The organism is Paraburkholderia dioscoreae (assembly GCF_902459535.1).
In the GTDB taxonomy this organism is placed as follows: domain Bacteria; phylum Pseudomonadota; class Gammaproteobacteria; order Burkholderiales; family Burkholderiaceae; genus Paraburkholderia; species Paraburkholderia dioscoreae.
Genome location: NZ_LR699554.1, coordinates 344,010 through 369,233, shown reverse-complemented (window position 1 = coordinate 369,233; position 25,224 = coordinate 344,010). Strand labels below are relative to the sequence as shown.

Annotated in this window: 18 protein-coding genes; 14 read left to right on the top strand and 4 right to left on the bottom strand. The window is 62.6% G+C overall.

Going from position 1 to position 25,224, the window contains the following annotated elements:
• Window positions 1-809 precede the first annotated feature (809 nt).
• A complete protein-coding gene (locus tag PDMSB3_RS21855) occupies window positions 810-2,849 on the top strand; it encodes an arabinofuranosidase catalytic domain-containing protein (protein ID WP_165187676.1) in 2,040 nt (679 codons plus the stop codon).
• A gap of 192 nt (window positions 2,850-3,041) precedes the next feature.
• Here the strand turns inward: PDMSB3_RS21855 and PDMSB3_RS21850 are convergent, their stop codons facing one another.
• Window positions 3,042-4,712, bottom strand: a complete 1,671-nt coding sequence (locus tag PDMSB3_RS21850) for an electron transfer flavoprotein-ubiquinone oxidoreductase (protein WP_197740297.1) — start codon at window positions 4,710-4,712, stop codon at window positions 3,042-3,044.
• A gap of 752 nt (window positions 4,713-5,464) precedes the next feature.
• Between PDMSB3_RS21850 and PDMSB3_RS21845 the strand changes: the two genes are divergently transcribed.
• From PDMSB3_RS21845 to PDMSB3_RS21830, 4 genes are all read left to right on the top strand, one after another.
• Window positions 5,465-6,754 carry an MFS transporter gene (locus tag PDMSB3_RS21845; RefSeq protein ID WP_165187674.1) on the top strand — a complete coding sequence of 430 codons (1,290 nt, stop codon included), beginning with the start codon at window positions 5,465-5,467 and terminating at the stop codon, window positions 6,752-6,754.
• An 80-nt stretch (window positions 6,755-6,834) separates the two neighbouring features.
• Window positions 6,835-8,535 (top strand): GMC family oxidoreductase, encoded by a 1,701-nt coding sequence (locus tag PDMSB3_RS21840; RefSeq protein WP_165187672.1) that lies wholly within the window; start codon window positions 6,835-6,837, stop codon window positions 8,533-8,535.
• A gap of 150 nt (window positions 8,536-8,685) precedes the next feature.
• Window positions 8,686-9,606 (top strand): TauD/TfdA dioxygenase family protein, encoded by a 921-nt coding sequence (locus PDMSB3_RS21835; RefSeq protein WP_165187670.1) that lies wholly within the window; start codon window positions 8,686-8,688, stop codon window positions 9,604-9,606.
• Window positions 9,607-9,640: 34 nt separating this feature from the next.
• Window positions 9,641-11,062 (top strand): aldehyde dehydrogenase family protein, encoded by a 1,422-nt coding sequence (locus PDMSB3_RS21830; protein WP_007178938.1) that lies wholly within the window; start codon window positions 9,641-9,643, stop codon window positions 11,060-11,062.
• Window positions 11,063-11,134: 72 nt separating this feature from the next.
• Here the strand turns inward: PDMSB3_RS21830 and PDMSB3_RS21825 are convergent, their stop codons facing one another.
• Together PDMSB3_RS21825 and PDMSB3_RS21820 are read right to left on the bottom strand one after the other, a co-directional pair.
• Entirely contained in the window at window positions 11,135-11,485 is a 351-nt protein-coding gene (locus tag PDMSB3_RS21825; protein ID WP_007178937.1) for a BON domain-containing protein, read from the bottom strand.
• A gap of 99 nt (window positions 11,486-11,584) precedes the next feature.
• A complete protein-coding gene (locus tag PDMSB3_RS21820) occupies window positions 11,585-12,748 on the bottom strand; it encodes a porin (RefSeq protein WP_007178936.1) in 1,164 nt (387 codons plus the stop codon).
• Between the two features lie 380 nt (window positions 12,749-13,128).
• Between PDMSB3_RS21820 and PDMSB3_RS21815 the strand changes: the two genes are divergently transcribed.
• From PDMSB3_RS21815 to PDMSB3_RS21775, 9 genes are all read left to right on the top strand, one after another.
• Window positions 13,129-13,743, top strand: a complete 615-nt coding sequence (locus PDMSB3_RS21815) for a DUF2889 domain-containing protein (protein WP_007178935.1) — start codon at window positions 13,129-13,131, stop codon at window positions 13,741-13,743.
• Between the two features lie 133 nt (window positions 13,744-13,876).
• On the top strand, window positions 13,877-16,723 hold the full coding sequence (locus PDMSB3_RS21810) for a LuxR C-terminal-related transcriptional regulator (RefSeq protein ID WP_165187668.1): 2,847 nt from the start codon (window positions 13,877-13,879) through the stop codon (window positions 16,721-16,723).
• A gap of 210 nt (window positions 16,724-16,933) precedes the next feature.
• A complete protein-coding gene (locus tag PDMSB3_RS21805) occupies window positions 16,934-18,814 on the top strand; it encodes a feruloyl-CoA synthase (protein WP_165187666.1) in 1,881 nt (626 codons plus the stop codon).
• 46 nt (window positions 18,815-18,860) lie between these two features.
• Window positions 18,861-20,003 carry an acyl-CoA dehydrogenase family protein gene (locus PDMSB3_RS21800; RefSeq protein WP_165187664.1) on the top strand — a complete coding sequence of 381 codons (1,143 nt, stop codon included), beginning with the start codon at window positions 18,861-18,863 and terminating at the stop codon, window positions 20,001-20,003.
• 31 nt (window positions 20,004-20,034) lie between these two features.
• Window positions 20,035-21,219, top strand: a complete 1,185-nt coding sequence (locus tag PDMSB3_RS21795) for a lipid-transfer protein (protein ID WP_007178931.1) — start codon at window positions 20,035-20,037, stop codon at window positions 21,217-21,219.
• Between the two features lie 27 nt (window positions 21,220-21,246).
• On the top strand, window positions 21,247-21,687 hold the full coding sequence (locus PDMSB3_RS21790) for a MaoC family dehydratase N-terminal domain-containing protein (protein WP_007178930.1): 441 nt from the start codon (window positions 21,247-21,249) through the stop codon (window positions 21,685-21,687).
• A 12-nt stretch (window positions 21,688-21,699) separates the two neighbouring features.
• A complete protein-coding gene (locus PDMSB3_RS21785; protein WP_007178929.1) occupies window positions 21,700-22,116 on the top strand; it encodes a MaoC family dehydratase in 417 nt (138 codons plus the stop codon).
• A 25-nt stretch (window positions 22,117-22,141) separates the two neighbouring features.
• The gene (locus PDMSB3_RS21780; protein ID WP_165187662.1) at window positions 22,142-22,966 is read left to right on the top strand and encodes an SDR family NAD(P)-dependent oxidoreductase; all 825 of its coding nucleotides are present in this window, start codon (window positions 22,142-22,144) and stop codon (window positions 22,964-22,966) included.
• A gap of 158 nt (window positions 22,967-23,124) precedes the next feature.
• A complete protein-coding gene (locus PDMSB3_RS21775) occupies window positions 23,125-24,201 on the top strand; it encodes an MBL fold metallo-hydrolase (RefSeq protein ID WP_007178927.1) in 1,077 nt (358 codons plus the stop codon).
• Between the two features lie 70 nt (window positions 24,202-24,271).
• Here the strand turns inward: PDMSB3_RS21775 and PDMSB3_RS21770 are convergent, their stop codons facing one another.
• Window positions 24,272-25,216: an electron transfer flavoprotein subunit alpha/FixB family protein gene (locus PDMSB3_RS21770; RefSeq protein ID WP_007178926.1), complete on the bottom strand. Its 945-nt coding sequence runs from the start codon at window positions 25,214-25,216 to the stop codon at window positions 24,272-24,274.
• Window positions 25,217-25,224 lie beyond the last annotated feature (8 nt).

Sequence of the window (25,224 nt, the reverse complement as noted above, 5' to 3'; positions counted from 1 at the left end):
GCCCCGAAGGACGCGGGCTAGGGTATCGCTTTCGTTGAGGTACCAGGCAGATGCTCTCTGCCGGCCTGTCCCTCTGTAGGCAAAGCCCCCGGTTAAACCTGGCCAAGTCCGTGAGCACGCCATGCCTGATCGCATCGATCGGAGCCAGCCTCGAAGTCGCGGCATGTAGTGGAACGGAGTTGGTAGATCGAGCAGGCTACCGAGCACGCGACTTCAACGGTCAGCGCGATACAGCGGACCGGGCTTCGCTTCAGTGCCGCGCATTGCAACGCGCGGTGCGATGATTCTAGCAGCGCGCAGCACCGCCCTTTTCAGTGACCGCGCGAGGCTTTCGAGACGAATGACCATGACGACATCCGGTATTTTCATTAGGCATGCTTCACGTGCGCCCCAACTTTCCGATCGCCTGACCGGACGTACGCTCGGCCGCCAGCCGTTGATTTATGAACGATCATATTAGCGATAATATTGACCACCGCTCTAACGAGAGCAACCTTTCCAGCCCTGTATATGGGCGAAATCTTTCGTTTCTATTATGGAAACATAGGGGATTATACCGAGACGTCGAATTGATATTATTGACTAATATTATTACCAAACCGGCGACCGTATCGCCTCTAACCTGATTTCCACCTGGTGCATAGCCTGGACGGCGAACTGCACGACAAGGCTGCGCATTTTATAACCCGCCGGAAACGAACGCCGCTCCAAGGAACAACTGTTTGCCTGACACAGAATTATTAATTAGTCAGTTTGCATAACTAAGTGATTCAACTCAAAACAGAAACATGGTTTCATAGGAGGAGGTCATGATGTCCAGAGGAATTGGATTAGTTACTGTTCTATTAGCGATGACCGTAGGAGTTGCCGCATGTGACGGAGATAGTGGCGGCGCGACCGCATCTCAGGCAGCGAATGTATCGACTTCAAGTTTGACACCGACGAATGCCGCGCCCGCGTCGAACGACAATGCATCGATAGACTTGGCGACAGCAACGCCCCTACCTTGCGACGCCGCCGCCACGGCCAACACACCATGCTCCGCGGCTCATAGTGTCACCCGCCTGCTGACCCGGAATTACAGGGGGCCGTTATTCCAGGTTCAGCGGGGATCCGACAATGCAAAGCAGGACATCTATCCCTACACGTCCAGCACCTTGCCGTACGGCGCTGACCGCTCGCTGATCGGCTCAGCCAATGTCAAAAGCGCAAACACGTTCTGCAACAACACTACCTGTTCCGTCACGTACATTTACGACCAGATCGACCTGGTCGCGCCGCTAAAGGGCGGAGCGTTCGGCAATGTCCCGGCCACCCTTGCACTTAACCCGGACGGAACCGAATCACTGACCGTTCCGAATAGCGGCTCACGCCCGCAAAAAACGACGACCGTACCGGTGCTCAACGGCTTTGCGACGATCACGCTTCCGGGAACCAGTGGAGCACTGACCGTTCAACTGTCGCAGCCGCCTACCGCGCTGACCGCCCAGTCGCCCACTCTCCAGCTATCGATCGGGAACGATTTGCCGGCGCTTTCCGGCACACCGGCGAAGCTAGGCTTCGTGCCGCTGCAAGGCACGCAGATTCCCGCGCTGGGCACGTTGGCGGGACAAGCGTATCGCAACAGGTTCGGCACGGTGAACCAGTCGATCGGTGATAGCGACATCGCCGAATATATGGTGGCGGGGGCGCACTATAGCCAGTCCTCCACGTGCTGCGGGACTTACGGAAATATGGAAAACAGCGCCAATCCCGGCACCTATGCACATGGAGAGATCGAAGGCGAGATGTTCGCGCTGGCATTCTCAAATGGCAACGCTGCTGTATTTGGCTACTGCGATGGCAATTCGAACCAGCCGCCCAACGTAAAAGACCCCGTATGCAATGCGCGTGATACTAACTGGCCAGGCGTCGACGCGGAGGCAGGCGTCTATCTCTACGGCCCGCCGCAGCCTGCAAGAGAAAAGTTCGTTACCGTGCTCTCCAAATACTCGCCGGTGACTGCGTCGAATATCTTCGCTGTCAAAGGCGGCTCAGCCTCGCAGAGCGCACTCACGGCGCTCTATGATCAGGCGCCCCCGGAAGCCTATAACTTCGGCAACGATGCGGGTCATGCATTTAACGGGCAATGGCAAGGCGGGCTGTCGCTTGGCGAAGGCGGCGACGGTAGCGCTGCGCCTATCCAGTTCTTTGAAGGAGCGGTGATCACCAAGGCGACATCCGACACGACCGACAATGCGATCCAGGCGAGCATCGCAAGCTTTTATGGACCGCCGGCCGACAAGGCGGTGGCCGCCTGCTATGCAAACAACCTGATCAACTCGCCGCTGAGTCTCGCCACGCCGGATATCTGGTCTCAACAGAATGGCGGCACCGCCGTCCCTGCGACCGATATTTCGGGAGTGAACAGAGGGGCCGCAACGGTGACCAGTACGAACGGCTCGTCAGTTTCGAATGTCCGCGAAATCATCAGGGTTCAGGGCGGCCAATCGTATAGCTTTACTGACTATGTTCTCGCCACCACCAACGCGACGGTCTTTCCCGGCGGATCGATCCAGACCGACGACCCGAGCGGCACCGAATTCGCGTGGGTCCTCAATACGAATACGGGCGCTGTAGTACGAGGGACGTGGGGCGCTGGACAACCCACAGCGCTGAGCGCAGTGAAATCCGGCAATTGGTGGAAAGTGACGATGACCCTCACCGCTCCTGCGGGATCGAACAATGCGTCAGTGTTTATCGATCCGCCCACGTCCAACGCTGCCGGAGCCCGGTCACAGCAAGCGTCGTACTTGAGCGCAACGCATTATTGTCCGAGCCTTGCAATCGTGGCTAATTCGGGAACGTAGACGTGAACGGAGCGGTGGTTTCGGCAAACACCCGCTCCTGGAGGAATGAGTGAATTGGTTCGGACGGTGCCGCAGCACCGTCCGAACCAGAGCGTAATGGAAGATGTCCGGTTCGATAGCGGCCAGCTTCGATGCGCTGCAACGTCGATCTGCGTTCTTGTGCGGGCATGTCCTGTTCACCCGCGAGATCGATCACATGTTCGGGTAGTTCGGACCACCGCCGCCCTCAGGCGTGACCCAGACGATGTTCTGCGTCGGATCCTTGATATCGCACGTCTTGCAGTGCACGCAGTTCTGCGCGTTGATCACGAGGCGTTCGGTGTTGTCGTCGTTCTTCACGAATTCGTACACTTGCGCCGGGCAATAACGCGACTCCGGACCCGCATACGTCTGCCAGTTCACATTCACCGGCACTGACGGATCTTTCAGCGTCAGATGAGCCGGCTGGTTCTCTTCGTGGTTCGTGTTCGAGATGAACACCGACGAGAGACGATCGAACGTCAGCTTGCCATCGGGCTTCGGATAGGTGATCGGCCTGCATTGCGAAGCCGGTTTGAGCATCTCGTGATCCCAGTGCTGATGATGCAGCGTCCACGGCACATTGCCGCCCAGCAGCTTCTGTTCGATGCCCACCATCAGCGTGCCGAGGTACAGGCCCTTGCTCATCCACTGCTTGAAGTTGCGTGCGCGATGCAGTTCCGTGTGCAGCCACGAGGTCTTGAAGCTCTCCGGATAGGCGGTGAGTTCATCGCTGGTGCGGCCTGCCTGTACCGCTTCGAATGCCGCTTCAGCCGCCAGCATGCCGGTCTTGATTGCCGCGTGCGAGCCCTTGATCCGCGATGCGTTCAGGAAGCCCGCATCGTCGCCGACCAGCGCACCGCCCGGAAACACCAGTTTCGGCAGCGACATCAGGCCGCCAGCGGTGATCGCGCGTGCGCCATACGAGACGCGCTTGCCGCCTTCCAGAATTGTGCGGATCGCCGGATGCGTCTTGTAGCGCTGGAATTCCTCGAACGGCGACAGGTACGGATTCGTATAACCCAGGCCCACCACGAAGCCCACCACCACCTGGTTGTTATCCATGTGATAGAGGAACGAGCCGCCGTAGGTGTCGCTCTCCAGCGGCCAGCCGGCCGTGTGCATCACCAGACCCGGCTTGTGCTTCGCCGGATCGATTTCCCACAGTTCCTTGATGCCGATACCGTAGACCTGCGGATCGACGCCTTCGCGCAGCCTGAATCTGTCGTTCAGCTGACGGCCCAGGTGTCCACGCGCGCCTTCGCAGAAGAGCGTGTACTTCGCGTGCAGCTCCATGCCGAGCTGGAAGTTCTCGGTCGGCTGGCCGTCCTTGCCGATGCCGAGGTTGCCGGTTGCGACGCCTTTGACCGAGCCATCGTCGTTGTACAGAATCTCGGCAGCCGGAAAGCCGGGGAAAATTTCAACGCCCAGCGCTTCAGCCTGCTGACCGAGCCAGCGCGTGACGTTCGCGAGACTGATCACATAGTTGCCGTGGTTTTTGAAGTTGTCCGGCAACGCCCAGACCGGTACGCTCTTCGAACCGGTTTCGGTCAGGAACAGGAATTTATCTTCGGTCACGTCGACCGTCAGCGGTGCGCCTTTTTCCTTCCAGTCCGGGATCAGCTCGGTCATCGCGCGCGGATCCATCACCGCGCCCGAGAGGATATGTGCCCCGATCTCCGAGCCTTTTTCCAGTACGCACACGCCAATTTCAGCGCCTTGTTCCGCCGCCAGCTGCTTCAGGCGGATCGCCGCGGACAGCCCGGCCGGGCCGCCGCCGACGATCACGACGTCGTATTCGATTGCTTCGCGGGCGAGTTCATCGTCACCCAGGAATGTCGGGATTGACACAGCACCGATCTCCAATATTTTCTAATTGATGAAACAGCAGAATGCCGCGCTTGGGCGAATTGCTTGAACGCGTCGATCCGCGAAAGTCGCATCGAGTCGACCGGCCGTCAACCAGTCAACCCATAGATGCGATCCCACCTGTCGCCCCACGCAAATCCGGCATGTGCGCCACATTCATCGTCGGCCGCGTTGTCTGCGGGGGGAATACGGACCACGAACCATCGTCATGGCGGAAGAAGAAGATCGACAGTTCACCGGTCGCCCGCCTTGACTCCACACACACGTAACGCCACCGGCTCGCCCGGGAGTGACTGAAAAGCGTGACGCGTGCCCGCATCTGCGAATCTGGTCCGAACCACCTTTCCACAAGACGGCGCAACGACGTTTCCCGGGTATTCACTGCCTCTCCTCCCATACCAACTGACAAGGATGCGAGCCACGACCATCATCCGCCGGAGCCCCAGGATCGCCGACTGAACCACGATCCCGCCCAATGCTTCCAGGGACGACAGTAAGACAACGCTCTCCCAATGCCACCACCCCAGTGGAGTAGAACGCCCGCCTTCAGCGGCAATGCCGGCACTACCAACCGGACATTTCGCGATCCGCGGCAACAAGGTTTTCCCTAGCCTACCTGTTCCGGGTGGTTGCCCACTCACGCCCACCCTTTACCGTGGCGCTACAAAGTCCGCATTCCCGGCAGGAACAGCGATACCCGCCGGCAACAGGACTACAGGAGACAACCTATGACCGCATCCCCTGATTTCCAGGCAAAGTCCGCGTGGACAATGACCTTCCTGCTGACGGGGCTCGCCCTCATCAATTTCCTGGACAAGATCGTGCTCGGACTGGTGGCAGTGCCATTGACCGCTGAGCTGCATCTATCACCAGAGAAATTCGGGCTTGTCGCCGGCAGCTTCTTCTGGCTCTTTTCCATTTCCACCGTCCTGGTGGGATTTCTTTCGAACCGCTTCCAGACTCGCTGGTTATTGCTGGCAATGGGCCTGAGCTGGGCGGCACTCCAGTTGCCGCAAGCAATGGCGACGAGCGCACTAGGGCTTCTCATCTGCCGCGTGATCCTGGGCGCTGCCGAAGGCCCGGCGTTTCCGGTTTCCGTGCATGCGCTGTACAAGTGGTTCCCCGACCGGCAACGCAATCTGCCTGTCGCGATCATCAACCAGGGTGCGGCCTTCGGCATGCTACTCGCCGGTCTGCTGATTCCGCTCGTCACGAGACAGTGGGGATGGCGCATGAACTTTCTGCTGCTCGGCGCGATAGGCGCGGCGTGGAGCGTATTGTGGGCATGTTTCGGGCGAGAAGGAGGACTCGGCAGGCAGCAGGCCGCACCGATCGTGCGAATCCATGTGTCCCGATTGCCCTATCGGAGAATCCTCACGGACCGCTCTGTCCTCTCCGTGTTCGCACTCGGATTCACCGCCTACTGGACGTTGGGTCTGAGCCTGACCTGGATACCCACCTACCTCGAGAAAGGCCTCGGATTCAACGGCGTCGAAGCGGGTCGTTGCTTCGCCGTCGTGGTCGCGACTGCGACGCCGGTCAACGTGGGTCTGAGCTGGCTATCGCAGCGCATGCTCGGGCGCGGCGTATCCACGCGCAAGGCACGCGTCCATCTGATCTGTCTGTCGGCGGTTGCCGGGGCGTTGTTGTATATCACCCTCATGCTGCTTCACTTGCCGCCATTACAGAAAGTAGCGCTACTCGCGATCGCGGGCGCGCTGCCCACTCTGAGCTTTACGCTGGCCCCCGCGCTGCTCGCCGAAATGGTCCCGGACACCCAGCGCGGATCGCTCGTCGCCATCCACACGGCACTCGCAAGTCTTGGCGCCGCATTCGCTCCGGCCGTGATGGGACGGATCGTACAGGTCTATGGCGGCGGCAATAGTCACGCGTACGAACTCGGTTTCACGGTCAGCGCCGTACTGCTCATCGCGGCCTCCGTCGCCGCGCTGCGCTGGCTTCATCCCGATCGCTCGCACAGAACACTCAATCACTTTGCCACGCAAGCCGCAGCTTGATGCGCATCTGGCCAAGTCGGCGCAGATAAGGGCAACAGCCGCTGCGCATGCGCAAATTCCTTCCAATCAACAGAGGCGCCATGATCAGACCTGGTAACAACGCTCAGAGCACAATGATCGCAGCAGAGTACGATTACGTCGTCGTAGGCGCAGGCTCTGCGGGCTGCGCCGTAGCCGCCAGACTGGCGGAAGACCTGTCGGTCACGGTCGCTCTGCTCGAGGCGGGTCCGCATGACCACCACCTGAGCGTATGGGTGCCGATAGGTCTGGCATCTACCGTGCAAAAAGCCGGTCCGCGCAACTATGCGTACTACACGGAACGCCAGCCCGGCCTTGACGGACGCCCTTCATTTCAGCCGCGCGGACGCGGCCTGGGCGGCAGTTCGTCGATCAATGGCATGGTCTACGTTCGCGGACATCGCAACGACTACGACGAATGGGCGGCCCTGGGTTGTACGGGTTGGGGCTATGACGACGTGCTGCCCTACTTCCGCCGCAGCGAATGCAACCAGCGCCACGCCGGACGCACCGACGATCCGTGGCACGGTGGCCACGGCCCGCTGCATGTCAGCGACCTGCGTTCGCCCAACCCGTTCTCTCATCGTTTCGTGAACGCCGCCCTGCAAGCGGGATTGCCGCTTAACTCGGACTTCAACGGCGCGGAGCAGGAAGGCGCCGGCCTTTATCAGGTCACGCAATTCAACGGCGAACGCTGGAATGCCGCGCGTGCCTACCTGCACAACGGCAATGCGAAAGATCCAGACCTGAACGGCGGCCGCCTGAACCTCGATGTTCTTCCGGACGCCCAGGTACTTCGCCTCGTCGTCGAGGACAAATGCGCGCGCGGCGTGCGCGTGGTGCGTGCCGGCATCGAGCAGACGGTGCGGGCCCGGCGCGAAGTCGTGCTCAGTTGCGGCGCCTTCAATTCGCCGCAACTGCTGATGGCTTCGGGCATCGGTCCGGCCGGGCATCTGCGCAGCCACGGCATCGATGTCATACAGGATCTGCCCGGGGTCGGCGAAAATCTGCAGGATCACCTCGATGTGATCGTCAACAAACAGGTCAAGTCTAACGACCTCTACGGCTACTCAGCGGGCGGCCTTCTGCGGCTCGCATCCGGCATGTGGCGTTATCGGCGCGACCGCAGCGGCATGGTCAGTTCCAATTTCGCGGAGGCAGGCGCCTTTGTGAAGACCCGCCCCAACCTGGCCGTCCCGGACCTGCAGCTAGCCTTCGTTCTCGCTCTGCTCGGTAATCGCACTGTGGCGAAACGTAGCAAGCTCGGACATGGCTACTCCTGCCATGCTTATATCTTGCGTCCGCAGAGCCGCGGTCATGTGCGTCTGCGTAGCGCGGACATGCGCGACGCACCGTCGATCGATCCGCGCTTTCTGTCAGCAGAGGCCGACATGGACGCGCTGGTCGCCGGCGTCAGAATCGTTCGCCGTATCTTTGCGCAGCCTGCGCTGGCCGAAGCGGGCGGAAAGGAACTGCTGACGGACGATTTCGGACCGGACGATTCGAACGAAGAGGCGATCCGGGCGTTCGTGCGCAGCCACGCCGACAGCGTCTTTCACCCGGTCGGCACGTGCAAGATGGGCATCGACGCAATGGCCGTGGTCGACCCGGGCCTGCGTGTGCACGGCATCGAAGGGCTGCGCGTAGCCGACGCGTCGATCATGCCGACGCTGATCGGCGGCAACACGAATGCGCCCGCCATCATGATCGGCGAAAAAGCCGCCGATCTGATCCGCGCCGACAACCGCGCCGACAACCGATAGCGTGCCGTTCCGTTCGTTAAACCCGCCAGTGACAACAACGCACGAAAAGGATCCGGCATACGCGAATCGCGTCCGCCTGTGAAACCGCCCCCACCGCCGCGAGCCCTATATTCCCCGGCATATGCGGGCCCAGACAAATGGAGACATGACATGCAAGCAACAGAGAGCGCACCCGATTCGACAGTGGTGCGCGCCGATTCCGACGACACCTGGCCGTTCGCCGTCGAACGCTACACGCCGACCATCGGTGCGGAGATTCGCGGCGTCGATCTGCGCGATCCGCTCGACGACGAAACCTACGCTGCACTGCGCCGCGCACTATTGAAGTTCAAGGTGCTGTTCTTCCGCGACCAGGACATCACGCCGGCGCAGCACGTCGCGATGGCGAAGCGATTCGGTGAACTGGAGATCCATCCCGCGTTTCCCCATCATCCCGAGCACCCGGAACTGGTGATACTCGGCCGTAACGATACAAAGCGCGGCCGCGAAAACCTGTACCACTCTGACGTATCGTGGCGCGAGATTCCGTCGATGGGCTCCATGTTGCGATGCGTGCAATGCCCGGAGGTCGGCGGCGACACCATGTGGATCAACATGGTAGCGGCCTATGACAATCTGCCCGACGACGTGAAGACAAGAATCGCCGGCCTCAATGCGGTCCACGACGTCCTCCCGCTATTCGGTATTGCGGTGCCCAAGGAGCAGCACGCGGCAATGCGCGCGAAGTTTCCGCCCGTCGAGCATCCGGTTGTGCGAGTCCACCCCGAAACCGGCGAGAAGATCCTCTACGTCAACGAGGCGTTCACCACTCATCTGTCGAACTACGGCCAGTTGACCGCCAGGGAATATCGCGTCGGCTTCGACTACAAGCTCGCCGAAATAGATCTGCTGCAGTATCTGTTCCGCCAGGCCCAGGCGCCGGAATATCAGGTGCGTCTCAAGTGGCGTCCGAACACGATCGCCTTCTGGGACAACCGCTCGTGTCAGCACTACGCGGTCCAGGACTATTTCCCGGCACCGCGTCACATGATGCGTGCGACGGTGATCGGCGATCGTCCGGTCGCAGCGTGAGTTCGATGCGCCCCGAAGAACCTGAGGAAACGCAATGAAAACGTTGAACACCTTCTACATCGGCGGCCAATGGGTCGAGCCGTCTGCAGGCGGCACGCAGACGGATATCGTCAATCCGGCCACCGAAACGCTGACCGGACACCTCGCAATGGGAACGGCGCAAGATGCGGATCGTGCCGTCGCCGCGGCGCGATCCGCCTTTCCGGCCTGGTCGGAATCGAGCCGCGCCGAACGGGTCGCGCTGCTCGAGCGGATCGTCGAATGCTATCGCGCACGGCTCGACGACATCGCCGAGGCGGTCCGCATCGAGATCGGTGCGCCCATCACGCTGTGCAGGCATCTGCAGGCCGCAATCGGCCTCTCGCAACTCGAAGCCGCACTGGAAACGCTGCGCCATTTCGAGTTCGAGACTCATCACGAAAAGAGCTATGTGCGCCGCGAAGCGGTGGGCGTCGCGGCACTGATCACGCCGTGGAACTGGCCGTTGAATCAGATCGCCGCCAAAGTCGCGCCGGCCATCGCCGCCGGTTGCACCGTCGTGCTGAAGCCTTCCGAAATCGCTCCGCTGGACGCTGTCATCTTCGCGGAAATCATGCACGCAGCGGGAACGCCGCCCGGCGTATTCAACATGATCTTCGGTGAGGGACGTGTGGTCGGCGCGCGGCTGTCGTCGCATGCCGACGTCGATATGGTATCGATTACCGGCTCGACACGCGCCGGCGTCGAAGTGGCCGTGAGCGCCGCGCTCACGGTCAAGCGCGTAGCCCAGGAACTCGGCGGCAAGTCACCCCTGCTGATTCTCGACGACGCCGATCTGCAACAGGCAGTGACAAGCGGCGTGATGCAGTGCATGGTCAATTCCGGACAGACCTGTGTCGCACCGACCCGCATGCTGGTGCCGCGCGAACGATACGACAACGCCATTGCGATTGCTGCGGAGGTGGCCAATGGGATCGTCGTCGGCGATCCAGCGGACCCGGCCACCAGGATGGGCCCGATCTCGAACCGCGCGCAATACGAGAAAGTCCAGCACATGATCCGGACCGGTATCGAGGAAGGCGCTCGCGTGATTGCCGGCGGTCCCGGCAAGCCGGAAGGATTTGCACAGGGCTTTTACGCGCGCCCAACCGTCTTCGCGGATGTCAGCAACGGCATGAAGATCGCCCGCGAGGAAATTTTCGGACCGGTGCTCGTGATGATTCCGTACGACGGCGAGGAACACGCCATTGCGATCGCCAACGACACGGAATACGGTCTTGCGGGCTATATCGCCACCAGTAATCCCGACCGGGCGCGCCGCGTGGCTGCGCGCCTGCGCGTGGGATCGGTGCGAATCAATGGCGCGATGCTCGACATTACGGTTCCCTTCGGCGGCTACAAGACATCCGGGAACGGGCGGGAGTATGGCCGGGAAGGGTTGGCCGAATTTCTCGAGTGCAAATCGGTGACGGGCTAGGAATCTGTGCAAAGGGCCTGCTCATCATCATGAGCAGGCCCCGGGGTCATTGCGGGAAAGCTTGAGATGCTTTTACAACGTGGATAACGTCACGGCGTTCGTCACCGACTTTACGCCTTCCACGCCTTCAGCGGCCTGAGTCGCCAGAGCGACCTGCGCCTGTTCTGGCACGGTTCCTTCCAGTATCACCACGCCGTTGTGCGCTCGCACCGTAATCGTGGCGGCCCTCAGCCCTTTCGTTTTGCTCAGCGCGCGAACCACGCTCTTCTGAAGCGCATGATCAGCGGCCTTGATGGCTTTCACGTCCGATGCATACGAGCGGCCTGATGCAGGGACCGCATCGCTGCCCTGCGCCTGCGCGTTAACCGACGCCAGAACGAGCAGCACCCCACCCACCCGTGTGAATACCTTGTTTTGATTCATCGATGTTTTCCTGTTGTTGTATCGGACCGTCGAAAACAGATACGACAGCGCTCCCGAACGACGCCGCCAGGCGGCGTCTGTCCCGAACGCGTACCGTAGTTAGAAACGATGCGTCATGCCGAGCACCGCAAGAATCTGCTTCGAACCGGTGGCCACGCCCGTGACGCCAGGCCAGCTCATGTTCGCCGTGCCGTTGTTCTTCAGGTAGCCCGCGCGCATGTAAAGACTCGTACGCTTGGAGAGGCTGTGGTCGACGCCGACTTCGATACCCGGCGTATTGTCGTGGACCCCACGCACGTCCCGTTCAATGGCGGCGATTTCGATCACGTCCGCTGGCGTGGCCTGGATCGTCGCACCCAGTTCGATAATGCTGTACGAGTGAACCAGCGAAGCAAGCGGCAACCTGACGGCCGGCGTGACGGTGACCATCGCACCTGCCGGCGCATCCTTTGGCCGGTTATACGAATAGTTGAACTGGAAGTTCACGATGCCCACCCGGTATGCCAGCGCGCCGGTGAAGTGCTCCGTGCCCATCAGGTCGAATGTGGTGAGCAGCGTCGGGGCACTGGGCACCAGCGGCGCGCTCTCCTGCGATCCGTGTTGATATTGATAACCGACACCGGCGTAAAAACCATAGCCGGAATAACTCGCAGCCAGGTCGACCATCGCGCCGGACCGAACCGGCACGGGTTGCGTCACCGTGGTCGGCATCCCGTACATGGCGTAGACATGCACGCCTCTCATGTCGGGCGACGTGTAGAAGATCGAATTGCTGGTGCGTCCGGACACGTACTGCGTTGCGAGCGTGGAGCGATCGGTTGCGCTGGCGAGGTCGGCCGCTGCCAGCGGCGACATCACCTCGTTGCCGCGGAACGGATCGGTGAAGTAGACGGCCCAGAAGCTCGGCTGATACTGACGGCCGAAGCTCAACTGGCCATAGGAATCGTGCTTGAGTCCCACCCACGACTGCCGGTAGAACATCGCCGAGCTGTCGGCAAAAAACGCTCCGTTGTTGATGTTGAAGCCGGTTTCGACGTCGAACACAGCCTTCAGCCCGTTACCGAGGTCTTCGCTCCCCTTCAGGCCGAACAGGGAACCGGTTGAGCCGCCGCTTCGTTCGGAATACGAATGTTTTCCGCCATTATCCAGGTACTGGACGAACACGTCCGCTACCCCGTACAGCGTCACGCTCGATTGAGCCGCCGCTCCTCCGGCGGCGAGAATCAATGTTGCCCCGCAAATACTCTGACTCATGAAACGCATGCATGTCTCCTCTTTGTGTTTGCCGTGTCCGACGGACACAGGTAAATCAACTCATGCATATGTCCGCCGGGACGACGGCCGGCAATAGTCCGGTCGGTCGTTGCGAGCCCATATTGCAGGGACGTCCGGGCAGATCACCTACCCAAACGGAGGGGGGACGGGAATACCCCGAGCGATGAAAGGAGGTAGCGATACACATCGAACCTTCCCCCCCGACGCAGGGGGCGGCTGGGATTCGGCGTTCAAATAGGCTCTGTGATATCGATCACCCAGGGCCGACACGAGCCTCGCGCAGACACATGCAATGCCCTGTTTCAACGAGAGCCCGGCCTGATCCGTCTTCCATCAATCAAATGATTGCTTCAGCAAGCGAGATATCCATGTCTGCCATCCCATCGGATCGTTCAACGCGGCGGGTCGTGCATACCCGGCGTATCGAGTGCATCGGCTTCGAACGAAGCGACGGCCTGTTCGACATCGAAGGCCACATCCGCGATACGAAGGCCGAAGATTCAGACCTGCTCTTCAAGACCGTGCCGGCCGGCTCGCCGATTCACGACATGCGCATCGTGGTCACGATCGATTCAAACCTCCTGATCCATCGCATCGAGGCTCATACGGACTCCTCGCCGAGCCGCTTTTGCACGGAAATCAACGAGGCGTATGCCCGTCTCGAAGGCGTGACCATCGGCGCGGGGTTCATGAAAGAGGTCAAGAGCCGCCTTTCCGGTCCGAAAGGCTGCACGCATCTGACCGAACTGCTCGGCCCCATTGCCACGACGGCGATCCAGACATTGATGGGGTGGCGCAAGGCAGCGCCCGCCACGAGCGAGTCCGCAGACGCGGCAGGCAGCGCTCAGGCTCATCCAATGGTCGACACCTGTTACGCATGGCGCGCGGGCGGCGACGTCGTGCAATTCGTGTCGCGGCGCAAACAGGAACCGGCGCGAGGCGACGCGCTCGCTGCCGAGGCGACGCGGCCGCCAGACCGTTGATGATCCGGGAAGACACTCCCCCGCTGAACGTGAAAACGCTACCTGCGCTGCGCTACAATATGCCGGTTATCATTTCGTCCTTTGGCCCACGCCGACCAGGCGCGAAGCCGGGGCGCGCAAGGCGCAGGTCACGATGCCGCAGAATTCCCCTCCCGTGGACCCACGCCGCTCCCAACGCGGCGCCGCGGAATCCCGAGCCGATCCCCGATTGATTCCGCCGCGCGATACCGCCCGCGTCGTCGCACGAGAACGTCTGCTGACCCAGCTACTCGACTCCCGGCGCAACCGTTGCGTCGTCCTCCAGGGCCCCGCCGGCTGCGGCAAGACGAGCCTGCTGATCGCGTGGCGCGAGGCCTTGCTTTCGCTCGGTTTCGATATCGCCTGGCTGACACTCGCGCCGGAAGACAACGAACTCGCGCACTTTCTCGACTACCTCGTCGCCAGCCTCGCCCAGGTCGACCCGGCGATGTGCCATGAAGCGGCCTTGCTAGGCGGCCGCGGCATGGACGACGAAGCGGTCGAACGCACGATCATCGCCCTTGTACGCGGCATTGCTACCCATTCGAACGATGTCGTGCTGGTGCTGGACGACCTGCATCACGTTGCCAATGCCCGCAATCACGAAGCATTGCAATGGCTGCTCGACTACGCGCCGGCGAATCTCCATCTCGTGCTCGTCTCGCGTGGCACGGTGCCCCTGTCGCTCGGACGTCCACGCGACCAGGGCCTCGTGCTGGAACTGGACATGCGCGACCTGCGTTTCACGGCCGCCGAATCCGACGCCTTCCTCAGGGCGCAGTTGGGCGAGATCGGCCAGCGCGAAGCACGTCACATGCACGAGCTGACTGACGGCTGGGTGGCGGGACTGCAACTCTTCGCGATGCGTCTGAAAAGAAAGAGGCAAGGCACAACGGACCTCGCGCAGTCCGACCCGCTCGCGAACGCCCAACTTCTGGACGCTCGCGGGTTTGCGGCGTATTTCGAACGCGAAGTGTTGTCGCGCCTCGCGCCTTCCGAGGTGGAAATGCTGGTCAGGATGGCGAGCTGCGCGCGGGTATGCGCGCCGCTGTGCATCGCGTTGATCGGCGACGGGCAATCGCCTGCCGAAGTACGCGCGCTGCTCACAAGACTGGAAAACGACAATCTGTTCATCGCGCCGATCGAGAGTTCCGGTAGCGAGACGTGGTATCGGTTGAACCCGCTCTTTCGCGAGACGCTGCTCGAGCGTTTTCGGGCACGCAGCGAACTGCATCAGCGCGAGGTGCATCTGGCGGCGTGGCTCTGGTTTCGCGACCACCGCCAGCACGACGACGCCGTGCGGCACGCCTTACTCGCGGGCGAGCCTGCGGCAGCCGCCGATCTAGTGCTGCGCGTTGCCCGGACCATGCAGATCGAGGGCGATCTGCGCAAGCTGGTCGGGCTGATACGTCTGCTCCCGCTCGCCGAAGTGCAAGCCCGCATCGGACTGCGCTTGTGGATGTTGCATCTGCAACTGTATGCGCGCGAATTCGACGCCTGCGCCGCGGCTATCGCGCGCCTGCACGCCGACATCCCCGAAGGCGATACGCATTCGCGCTATCGGCTCATCCTGTTGCAGGCGGCCCTCGCCGTCCAGCGCGACGATACGGACGAAGCGATATCGGTGTTGCCGCACCTGCGGCAAATCCCCGCGCACGCCGACAGCCTCGCCGTGGGCGGGCGCAACAACCTGCTGTCATGGATTCACATGCGCCGCGGTGAATACGATGAAGCGCGGCGCGTTCAGAGCGAGGCGCCGCAACTTCTCGTGGATGGCGTACCGCTCATGGGCACTTCGGCCGGCATGCTGAACGGCCGCTGCATTGCAGGTTTCAGCTATGCATTGGAGGGCAAGTTCATTCAGGTGGAGCGCATCAGCCGCGACGTTCTGTTCGAGGCGGATCAACGCGGCAGCGCCGCCGCCGAAGCCGCATGTTTCGCGGCGGCACTCCTCGGCGAAGTGCTGTACGAATTCAACGAACTGGAGGCGGCCCGCAAACTTCTGGAGGATCGCGTCGACGTGCTCGAACGCGTGTCCATTCCGGACTCCGTATTGCGTGTCCTGACTGTGCTGTCAGCGGTCCATTGGGCAGAGGGACACCACCTCGATGCGTTCGCCTATCTCGAACGCCTCGAAGAATACGCGACGCAATACGGTTTGCCTCGGCTCATCGCCCATAGCGTGACCGAGCAGATTCATCGGCATCTGCTGAGCGGTCAGTTCGATGCGGCGGAGGCCGGCCTCGCCCGGCTCGACATGATCGCGGCGCGTGCGGCGGGCACCGTGACGGACGCTGCGACCGGCACCTCGGCGGAAATCCACGCCATGACGGAGAGCTCGCACATCAACTGGAGCATCGCCCACGAAGATTTCGAGGGCGCCGCAGGCCGTCTTCAGGCGCTGATCCCATTCTGCGAGGCGCGCGGCTGGCAACGGCACATCGCGCACTTCCAGATGCAAGCTGCCGTGGTCGATGCGCGCCGCGGCCGGGCCGACGCCGCGCGCGAAGCCGTGCTCGCCGCGTTGCGCCGAGGTCACCGGCTGGGCCTCGTGCGCAGCCTGCTCGACGCCGATCCCGGCGCGCTGGATCTCATTACCGCAGTGGTGCAAGGCGAAGCGCACGATCCGGTTTTGTCCTTCTATGTGAGCCGGCTGAACGCGGCGCAGAAGGCCGCTTCGTCCAGCGGAGCGGAGCCGGCCGTCAAACCCGCCAACCGAAGCGCGCCGCCCGCTGCCGCCGAAACGTTGAGCGAGCGCGAGGCCCGGGTCGTCGGCCTGCTTGCGCAAGCGTTGCCGAACAAGAAGATTGCACGCACGCTCGGCATTTCGCCTGAGACCGTCAAGTGGCATCTGAAGAACATCTACGGCAAGCTCAGCGTGACGAGCCGCGACGAGGCGGTGGCACGCGTACGCGATCTCGAACTGGGCTCGGCCTCCGTTGCCGGCGAAGAGACGGACTGACGCACCCCACGTCTTCGCGTGCTCGGCACGGGTGGTTCCTCACCGTTCTGCTCCATCCCTCCTCGCTACCCACCTCGGGTGGTTCGCTCCTGGCCACGAGCCACTATCCTATAAGTCAAGGGGTCGCGCAGCCGTTCACGGCAGGCGCGCCTCACACAACCAACGCCGGTGCGCGCCGTCGCGCGCGCTGAAGCTCAGGAGACAAGCGTAATGACTACGCTCATGGCTAGTGAATACACCGCAGCCCCTTACCGTCCCGTACGCTTTCCGGAACGGCGCCCGCTCGTCGAACGCCGCCCCGACGGCACGTTGATGCTGAGCTCCGCCAGTCCGCCGCCCGACATCGCGCAGAACAGCTTCGCGGCGTTCGTCCCCGAATGGGCCGAGCGCCGCGGCGATAGTCTGGCATTCTGCGAACGCGACAGCAGCGGTGCCTGGCGCACGATCAGCTGGCGCGAACTGTGGCATCAGTTGCAAACGGTGGCTGCCTGCTTGCTGGAGATGGGCCTCGGCCAGCAGCGCCCGCTAGTCCTGCTCTCGGGCAATTCGATCGAACAGGCGGTACTTCTGCTCGCAGCCGAGTATGTAGGGATTCCTGCCGCACCGGTTTCGCCGGCCTACTCCACGCTCAGCAAAAATTTCGCACGCCTGAAAGGCGTGCTCGAACTGGTGCCGCCTGCGGCCGTGTTCGTGCAGGATGCGGCAGCATTCGAACGCGCGCTCGCAATCGACGAATTGGCGGCAACGCCTGTCATCGCCGCACGCAACGTCCAACTCTCCCAACACGCATGGGCCGACCTGCTTGCCGCCGACATGACCCCAGCGCGCGCCGCCGCCGTTGCCGCGGCGCATGCCGCCATCCGCAAGAGCGATACCGTCCGCGTCCTCTTCACGTCGGGCTCGACCGGAACGCCGAAAGGCGTGCCGCTTGCTTATAGCAACCTCAGGGCAGTCGCCGCCTATTACGCCGACAATCTCGGCTGGCTGCGGGAATCGCAGCCGGTGTTTCTCGACTGGCTGCCGTGGCATCACGGCCTCGGCGGCGTCCTGAACATCGGGCGCTCCGTACAATTCGGCGCGACTCACTATATCGATGACGGCCGCCCGCTGCCCGGTCTGATCGAGCGCACCGTTCGCAACCTGCGTGAAGTGTCGCCTACGGTTTTCACCAGCGTTCCGTCCGCATGGGCCGTGCTGGCAGGCGAACTCGAACGCGACCCCGTGCTCGCCCGCAGCCTGTTCGCCAATGTGCAGTATTTCGGCTACGGCGGCGCAAGTTTGCCGACAGACGTGTGGCACCGTATCCAGCGTGTGGCGGTGGAGACGATCGGCAAACGCATCGTCTTCTCGACGGGCCTCGCCTGCACCGAGACGAGCGGCATGGGCACCTATTGCGGCTGGCCCGCAACGGATCTCGGCAACATCGGCGGCCCGGTGCCGGGCTCCGAAGTGAAGCTCCTGCCGCTCGAAGGCGGCGACGGCCGCTACGAAATCCGCATGCGCGGCGCGAATGTGTTTGCCGGCTACATCGGCAATGCAGTGCTCACCGCCGCCGCTTTCGACGAGGAAGGCTACTTCCGCCTGGGCGATGCCGTGCGCCTCGCGAATCCGGAAAACCCGGCCGAGGGCCTGCTCTTCGCCGGGCGGGTGGTCGAAGACTTCAAGCTGACGAACGGCACCTGGGTGCGAACCGGCGCGGTCCGGCTCGGCTTGCTCGACCTGTGCGCCCCGCTCATCTCAGACGCGGTGATCTGCGGCCACGACCACGAATTTCTCGCGGCGCTCGCCTGGCCGAACGTGGCTGCCTGCCGGCGCCTCGCACCCGAACTCGCCGAGCTCGAAGCGGCGGCGCTGGTCGAGCATCCGGTCGTGGTCGCCGCGCTGCGCGAACGTCTCGCCGGCCACCAGGGCGGCGGCGCCAGCCGGACGATCGAACGCGTGATGCTGATGGCCGAGCCTCCTTCGATCGACGCCAATGAAATCGCCGAAAAAGGCTACGTGAATCAGGCCGTGACCCGCGCGCGCCGCGCCCATCTGATCGAACAGCTCTACCATCCAGAACCTGCGGTGCATATCGCCCGCGCGCGATAACACCGTCCGCCGACCTTATGCCGATCTCATTCTCAGGAATTTAGTGATGCAAATTACCCGTACCGTTTTTCGTGACGATCATGAAATGCTGCGCACCACGGTGCGTCGCTTCCTGGAGCGGGAGTGCGCTCCCAGACAGGTCGAATGGGACAAGGCCGGCCGCGTCGACCGCGATACATGGTTAAAGGCGGGCCGCGAGGGTTTGCTGTGCCTCACGTTGCCGACGGAATACGGCGGTGGCGGCGGCGACTTCGGCCACGCGGCGATTCTCAACGAGGAAGTGAATCGCGCCGGCCTGAGCGGTCTCGGCTTCGGCGTGCACTCGGACATCATCGCCCCATACATCGCTCGCATCGGCAATGAGGAGCAGAAGCAGAAGTGGCTGCCGAAGACGTGTACCGGCGAAGCAATCCTCGCGATCGGCATGACCGAGCCCGGCACCGGCAGCGATCTGAAGGCGATACGCACCACCGCCTTGCGCGACGGCGACGAGTACGTGATCAACGGCAGCAAGACCTTCATCAGCAACGGCCTGAACGCCGATCTGATCATCCTGGTCTGCAAGACCGATCCCAGCGCAGGCTCCAGGGGCGTCAGCCTGATCGTCGTCGAGGCGACCCGCGAGGGGTTCCGCCGTGGCCGCAAGCTCGACAAGGTCGGCATGCACTCGCAGGACACTGCCGAGCTGTTCTTCGACAACGTGCGCGTTCCCGTGAGCAATCGTCTCGGCGAAGAGGGCAAGGGCTTCGCTTACCTGATGGGCGAACTGCCGCAGGAGCGGCTCTCGATTGCGATCGGCGCCGCCGCAAAACTCGAAGCCTGCCTCGAGCACACGATCAACTACGTCAAGGACCGCAGAGCCTTCAATCAGACCGTGTGGGACTTCCAGAACACGAAGTTCAAGCTGGCCGACATCAAGGCGCAGGCAACCGCCGTGCGCGTGCTGGTCGACCACTACCTCGCCGAGCACGTGCGCCGCCGGCGTCTCACTCTGGAAGAAGCGGCGATCGCCAAGCTGTTCGCGACCGAATCGCTCGGCAAGGCACTCGACGACATGGTGCAACTGCACGGCGGCTACGGCTACATGCTGGAGTACCCGGTGGCCCGAGCGTTCGCCGACGCACGCGTCAACCGTATATATGGCGGCACGAGCGAGGTCATGCGCGACCTCATCTCCCGCAAGCTGTAATTCGAACATTCCATTTCCAAGGAGCAGTGATATGACTCGTAACGTGTTCGTCGCCGGCGTCGGCATGATTCCGTTCAAAAAGCCCGGAACCAGCGACCCCTACGACGTGATGGGCGCGGGCGCCGTGCGCGAAGCACTGGCCGATGCCGGAATCGATTACGCGGACGTGCAGCAGGCCTACGCCGGCTATGTGTATGGCGATTCGACCTGTGGTCAGAAAGCGCTCTATCACGTCGGCATGACCGGCATTCCTGTCATCAACGTGAACAACAACTGCGCGACGGGTTCGTCGGCCTTGTTCCTTGCGCGTCAGGCCGTGCAAAGCGGCGCGGTCGATTGCGCGCTCGCGGTGGGTTTCGAATTCATGCAGCCGGGCGCGCTGTCGTCGAAGTGGAGCGATCGTGCGCCAGCGCTCGAACGCGCGCTGAATCTGGTCAACGAACTGGTGGACCGCACCGACCTGCCGGGCGCGATTCGCCAGTTCAGCGGCGCTGGCCGCGCCCACATGGAAAAGTACGGCACGAAGCTCGAAACGTTCGCGAAGATTCGCGCGAAGGCCAGCCAGCATGCCGCGCGCAATCCCCTCGCCGTGTTCCGCACTGTCGTGACGCCGGAAGAGGTGCTGGCGTCGCCAATGATCTGGGAAGGCGTGCTCACGCGTCTGATGGCCTGCCCGCCGACCTGCGGCGCAGCCGCGGCAATCGTGGTGTCGGAGGAATTCGCCCGCAAGCGCGGCTTGCGCACGGATGTGCTGATCGCCGGCCAGTCGTTGACCACCGACCAGCCCAGCACCTACGACACGCGCGACATGATCCGCGTGGTCGGCTTCGACATGACGCGGGCGGGCGCGAAGCTCGCTTACGAGCAGGCCGGCGTCGGACCGGAAGACATCGACGTGATCGAGCTGCACGACTGCTTCGCGCAGAACGAACTCCTGACCTACGAAGGTCTGGGTCTGTGCGCGGAAGGCGAAGCTGAAAAGCTCGTCAACGACGGCGACAACACGTATGGCGGCAAATGGGTCGTCAACCCGTCGGGCGGCTTGCTGTCGAAGGGGCATCCGTTGGGCGCCACCGGTCTCGCGCAGTGCTACGAACTGACGCATCAATTGCGCGGCACTGCCGAGCAACGCCAGGTGGAAGGCGCGAAGGTCGCGCTTGCTCACAATCTGGGACTCGGCGGAGCGTGCGTCACGACCGTCTACAAGGCCGCCTGATGCGCCGCTTCCCACGGAGTGCCCGACATGATCGATAAAAAACACATCGGCAAAGTGATTCCCGCGTTTCGCACCGTGGCCGAAGCGGGTCGGTTGCGATTCTTCGCCAAGGCAACCGGCGAAACCAACCCGGTCTACTTCGACGAATCCGCGGCCCGCGACGCGGGCCACCCGAATCTGCCCTTGCCGCCCACCTTTCTGTTCTCACTCGAACTGGAGCAGCCGGACAAAAGCTGGCGCGACGAGATCGGCATTCAGGTCGCGCGCATTCTGCACGGTGAACAGTCATTCACCTATCACCGGATGGCCTACGCCGGCGACGTGCTGCTGTTCGAATGCCGCATCGCCGACATTTACGACAAGAAAGGCGGCGCACTCGATTTCGTGGTGCGCGAGACACGCGTGACCAACCAGAAAGGCGAGCATGTGGCCGACATGCGCAGCGTGCTGGTACACCGCAACGGCTGAGAGGAGACACGAATGAGCACATCGAGCTTCAACGAGGTCAAGGTCGGCGACACGCTGCCGCCGCTGACGCTCGCGCCCATCGACCGCACGACGCTAGCGCTCTTTGCCGGCGCTTCGGGCGATCACAACGCGGTCCACATCGACCTCGACTTCGCGCGCCGCAGCGGCATGCCGGACGTATTCGCTCACGGCATGCTGTCGATGGCGTACCTCGGCCGTTTGCTGAACGCCTGGGTCGATCAGCGGCAACTGCGGCAATTCGGCGTGCGCTTTGTCGGCATCACGCATCTCGGACACCGGATCACGTGCAGTGGCCGGGTCGTCGAGAAGTTCGAGGCCGAAGGCGAGCGCCGCGTGAAAGTGGAGATTCAAACGGCCAATCAATATGGCGAACCGCGCGTCCTCGGCGACGCTGTGATCGCCTTGTAATCCGTATCAATCAAGGAGACAGGAAATGGGAAAGCTTGACGGCAAAGTGGCGCTCGTCACCGGTTCGGGTCGCGGCATCGGCCGTGCGATCGCCGAGAAACTGGCGAGCGAAGGCGCACGCCTCGTCATTAACGACCTCGACGCCGACCCGGCGCACGAAACGGTCGAAGCATTGAGGAAAATGGGCACGGAAGCCGTGGCCTGCGTCGGCAACGTGGGCTCGCCGGACTTCGCCGATCGCTTCATCAATACGGCGATGAGCACGTACAAGGGCATCGACATCATCGTCAACAATGCGGGTTACACGTGGGACGACGTGATCCAGAAGATGACCGACGAACAGTGGTACGCAATCATCGACTGCCACATGACCGCGCCGTTCCGCATCCTGCGCGCCGCCTATCCGCATGTGAAAGCCCTTCACGCCGCCGACAAGGAGGCCGGCCGCGACGTGTACCGCAAGATCGTCAACATCTCGTCGACCTCCGCACTCAACGGCAACGCCGGACAGATGAACTACTCGTCGGCCAAGGCCGGCGTGATCGGCATGACGCGCGCACTGAGCCGTGAGTGGGGGCGCTTCAACGTCAACGTCAACTGCGTCGCGTTCGGCCTGATCCATACCCGCATGACGACCGCCGATGCGCATGCGGGCGCGACCGTGAAGATCGAAGGACGCGACATTCGAGTGGGCGTCAATCCCGAGGCCCTCAAGATGCACGCGCAGCGCAATCCGCTCGGTCGCGGCGGCACGCCCGAAGAAGCAGCGGGCGGCGTCTACCTGTTCTGCTCGCCCGAATCGAACTACATCACCGGTCAAACCATCGCGGTCGCGGGTAATCTGCAGTAGTTCACGTGGTCCCGGCGTTCCACCGGGATCCTGTCTTCGCCGGCATGCGTCGAACCGCATGCCGGCGTTTGCACTTTTCGACTACCGGGCGCGCAGGCTTCGCGCCGCCGCCCACTCGCCTCGTCAGTTGGCCGATGCCTTCCGGAGCCAAACCAACCATGACCGATCACACCCTCGTCACGCAAGCCGGCAATGCGCCGCCTTCCGTGAGCTATCCCTTCGATCCGCCTCCAACCTGCGGAAACGCGCTGGAGGTGGCGCCAGGCGTGCGCTGGATTCGCATGCCGCTGCCCTACTCGCTCGACCACATCAACGTGTGGACGATCGCGGACGGCGAAGGCTGCGCTATCGTCGACACAGGCGCGCGCACGGATGCGGCAACAGCCTTATGGCGCCGCTTTTGCAGCGAGTCTTCGCTGACGCGCCCTGTCACGCGCGTTTTCGTCACGCATATGCACCCCGATCACGTGGGCATGGCGGGCTGGCTCACGCGGACTTTCGACTGTCGGCTGTGGATGACGCGCCTCGAATACCTCAATTGCCGTGTTGCCGCGTCGGACACCGGTCGCGAGGCGCCCGCCGACGGCGTGGACTTCTACCGTCGCGCAGGCTGGAGCACGGCGGCAATCGAGGTCTATCGCGCACGCTTCGGCCGCTTCGGGCAGCATATTCACGCACTGCCGGACAGCTTCCGGCGCCTGCATGACGCGGAGGAAATCGCGATTGGCCGGCACGCGTGGCGTGTGATCGTCGGCACCGGCCATTCGCCTGAGCACGCGTGTCTGTATTGTCCCGAACTGAAGTTGTTCATTTCCGGCGACCAGGTACTGCCGCGAATCTCATCGAATGTATCGGTGTATCCGCTCGAACCGGACGCCAATCCGATGGCGGGCTGGTATGCGTCGATTGCAAAGCTGAAGGAGCAGGTTCCGGACGACGTGCTCGTGCTGCCGGCCCATAACGACTGCTTCCACGGCCTGCACGCGCGGCTGGATCATCTGCGACGCAGCCAGGATCGCAGCCTCGACCGGTTGCGGCAAGCGCTCGGCGAACCTCGGCGCGCCGTCGACGTGTTCGGGGCGCTATTTGCGCGCAAGGTCGGCGAAGAGGATATGTCGCAAATGAGCCTCGCGACGGGTGAAAGCCTGGCATGCCTGAACTATCTGATCGGACGTGGCGAAGTTCAACGCGAACTTCGCGATGATGGGACGAACTGGTATTCGCTGGTGTCGTAACAATGCAAAGGGGCATCGCTGCGCGCCGCGGCGATGCCCCGTTTTCTCCAATGTGCTCTGTCAGTACAGCTCAGATCGCGTCGACCAGTTGCGGCACCGCATCGAACAGATCGGCTTCCAGCCCGTAGTCGGCAATGCTGAAAATCGGTGCCTCCGGATCCTTGTTGATCGCGACAATAACCTTCGAATCCTTCATTCCCGCCAGATGCTGGATAGCGCCCGAGATACCGCACGCCACATACAGTTGCGGCGCGACGATCTTGCCCGTCTGACCGACTTGCCAGTCGTTCGGCGCGAACCCCGCATCGACCGCCGCGCGGCTCGCGCCGAGCGCGGCACCGAGCTTGTCGGCAAGCGGCGTGAGGACTTCGGTGAATTTCTCGTTGCTGCCGAGCGCACGGCCACCGCTCACGACGATCTGCGCATCACCGAGTTCAGGCCGGTCGCTTTTCGCGACCACGCGTTCGACGAAGGTGGACAGACCACTGTCCGCTACCGCTACACGTGTTTCAATCTGAGCCGCACCGCCTACGGCCGCTACGGCATCGAACCCCGTCGCGCGCACGGTCAGCACCTTCACCGGATCGCGGCTTTGCACCGTCACCAGCGCATTGCCGGCGTAGACAGGACGCTGGAACGTGTCCGGGCTCATGACCCGAACGATATCCGAGACTTGCGCCACGTCGAGCAGCGCCGCGACACGCGGAGCGACGTTCTTGCCTGCGCTGGTGGCCGGAAACAGGATGTGGCTGTAACCGGCGGCCAACGCGACAACCTGAGCCGCGATGTTTTCGGCGAGACCGTTAGCGAGTTGCGGCGCGTCCGCATGCAGGACGCGCGCGACGCCCCCGATCGCGCCGGCGGCTTTCGCCGCGCCGACCGCGTCATGTCCAGCCACGAGCACATGAACCTCGGCGCCGCATTGAAGCGCGGCCGCAACCGTGTTCAGCGTGGCCGTTCTGATCGAAACCTGGTCGTGTTCGGCCACGACCAGCACTTGATTGGATGCAGTCATATCGATTC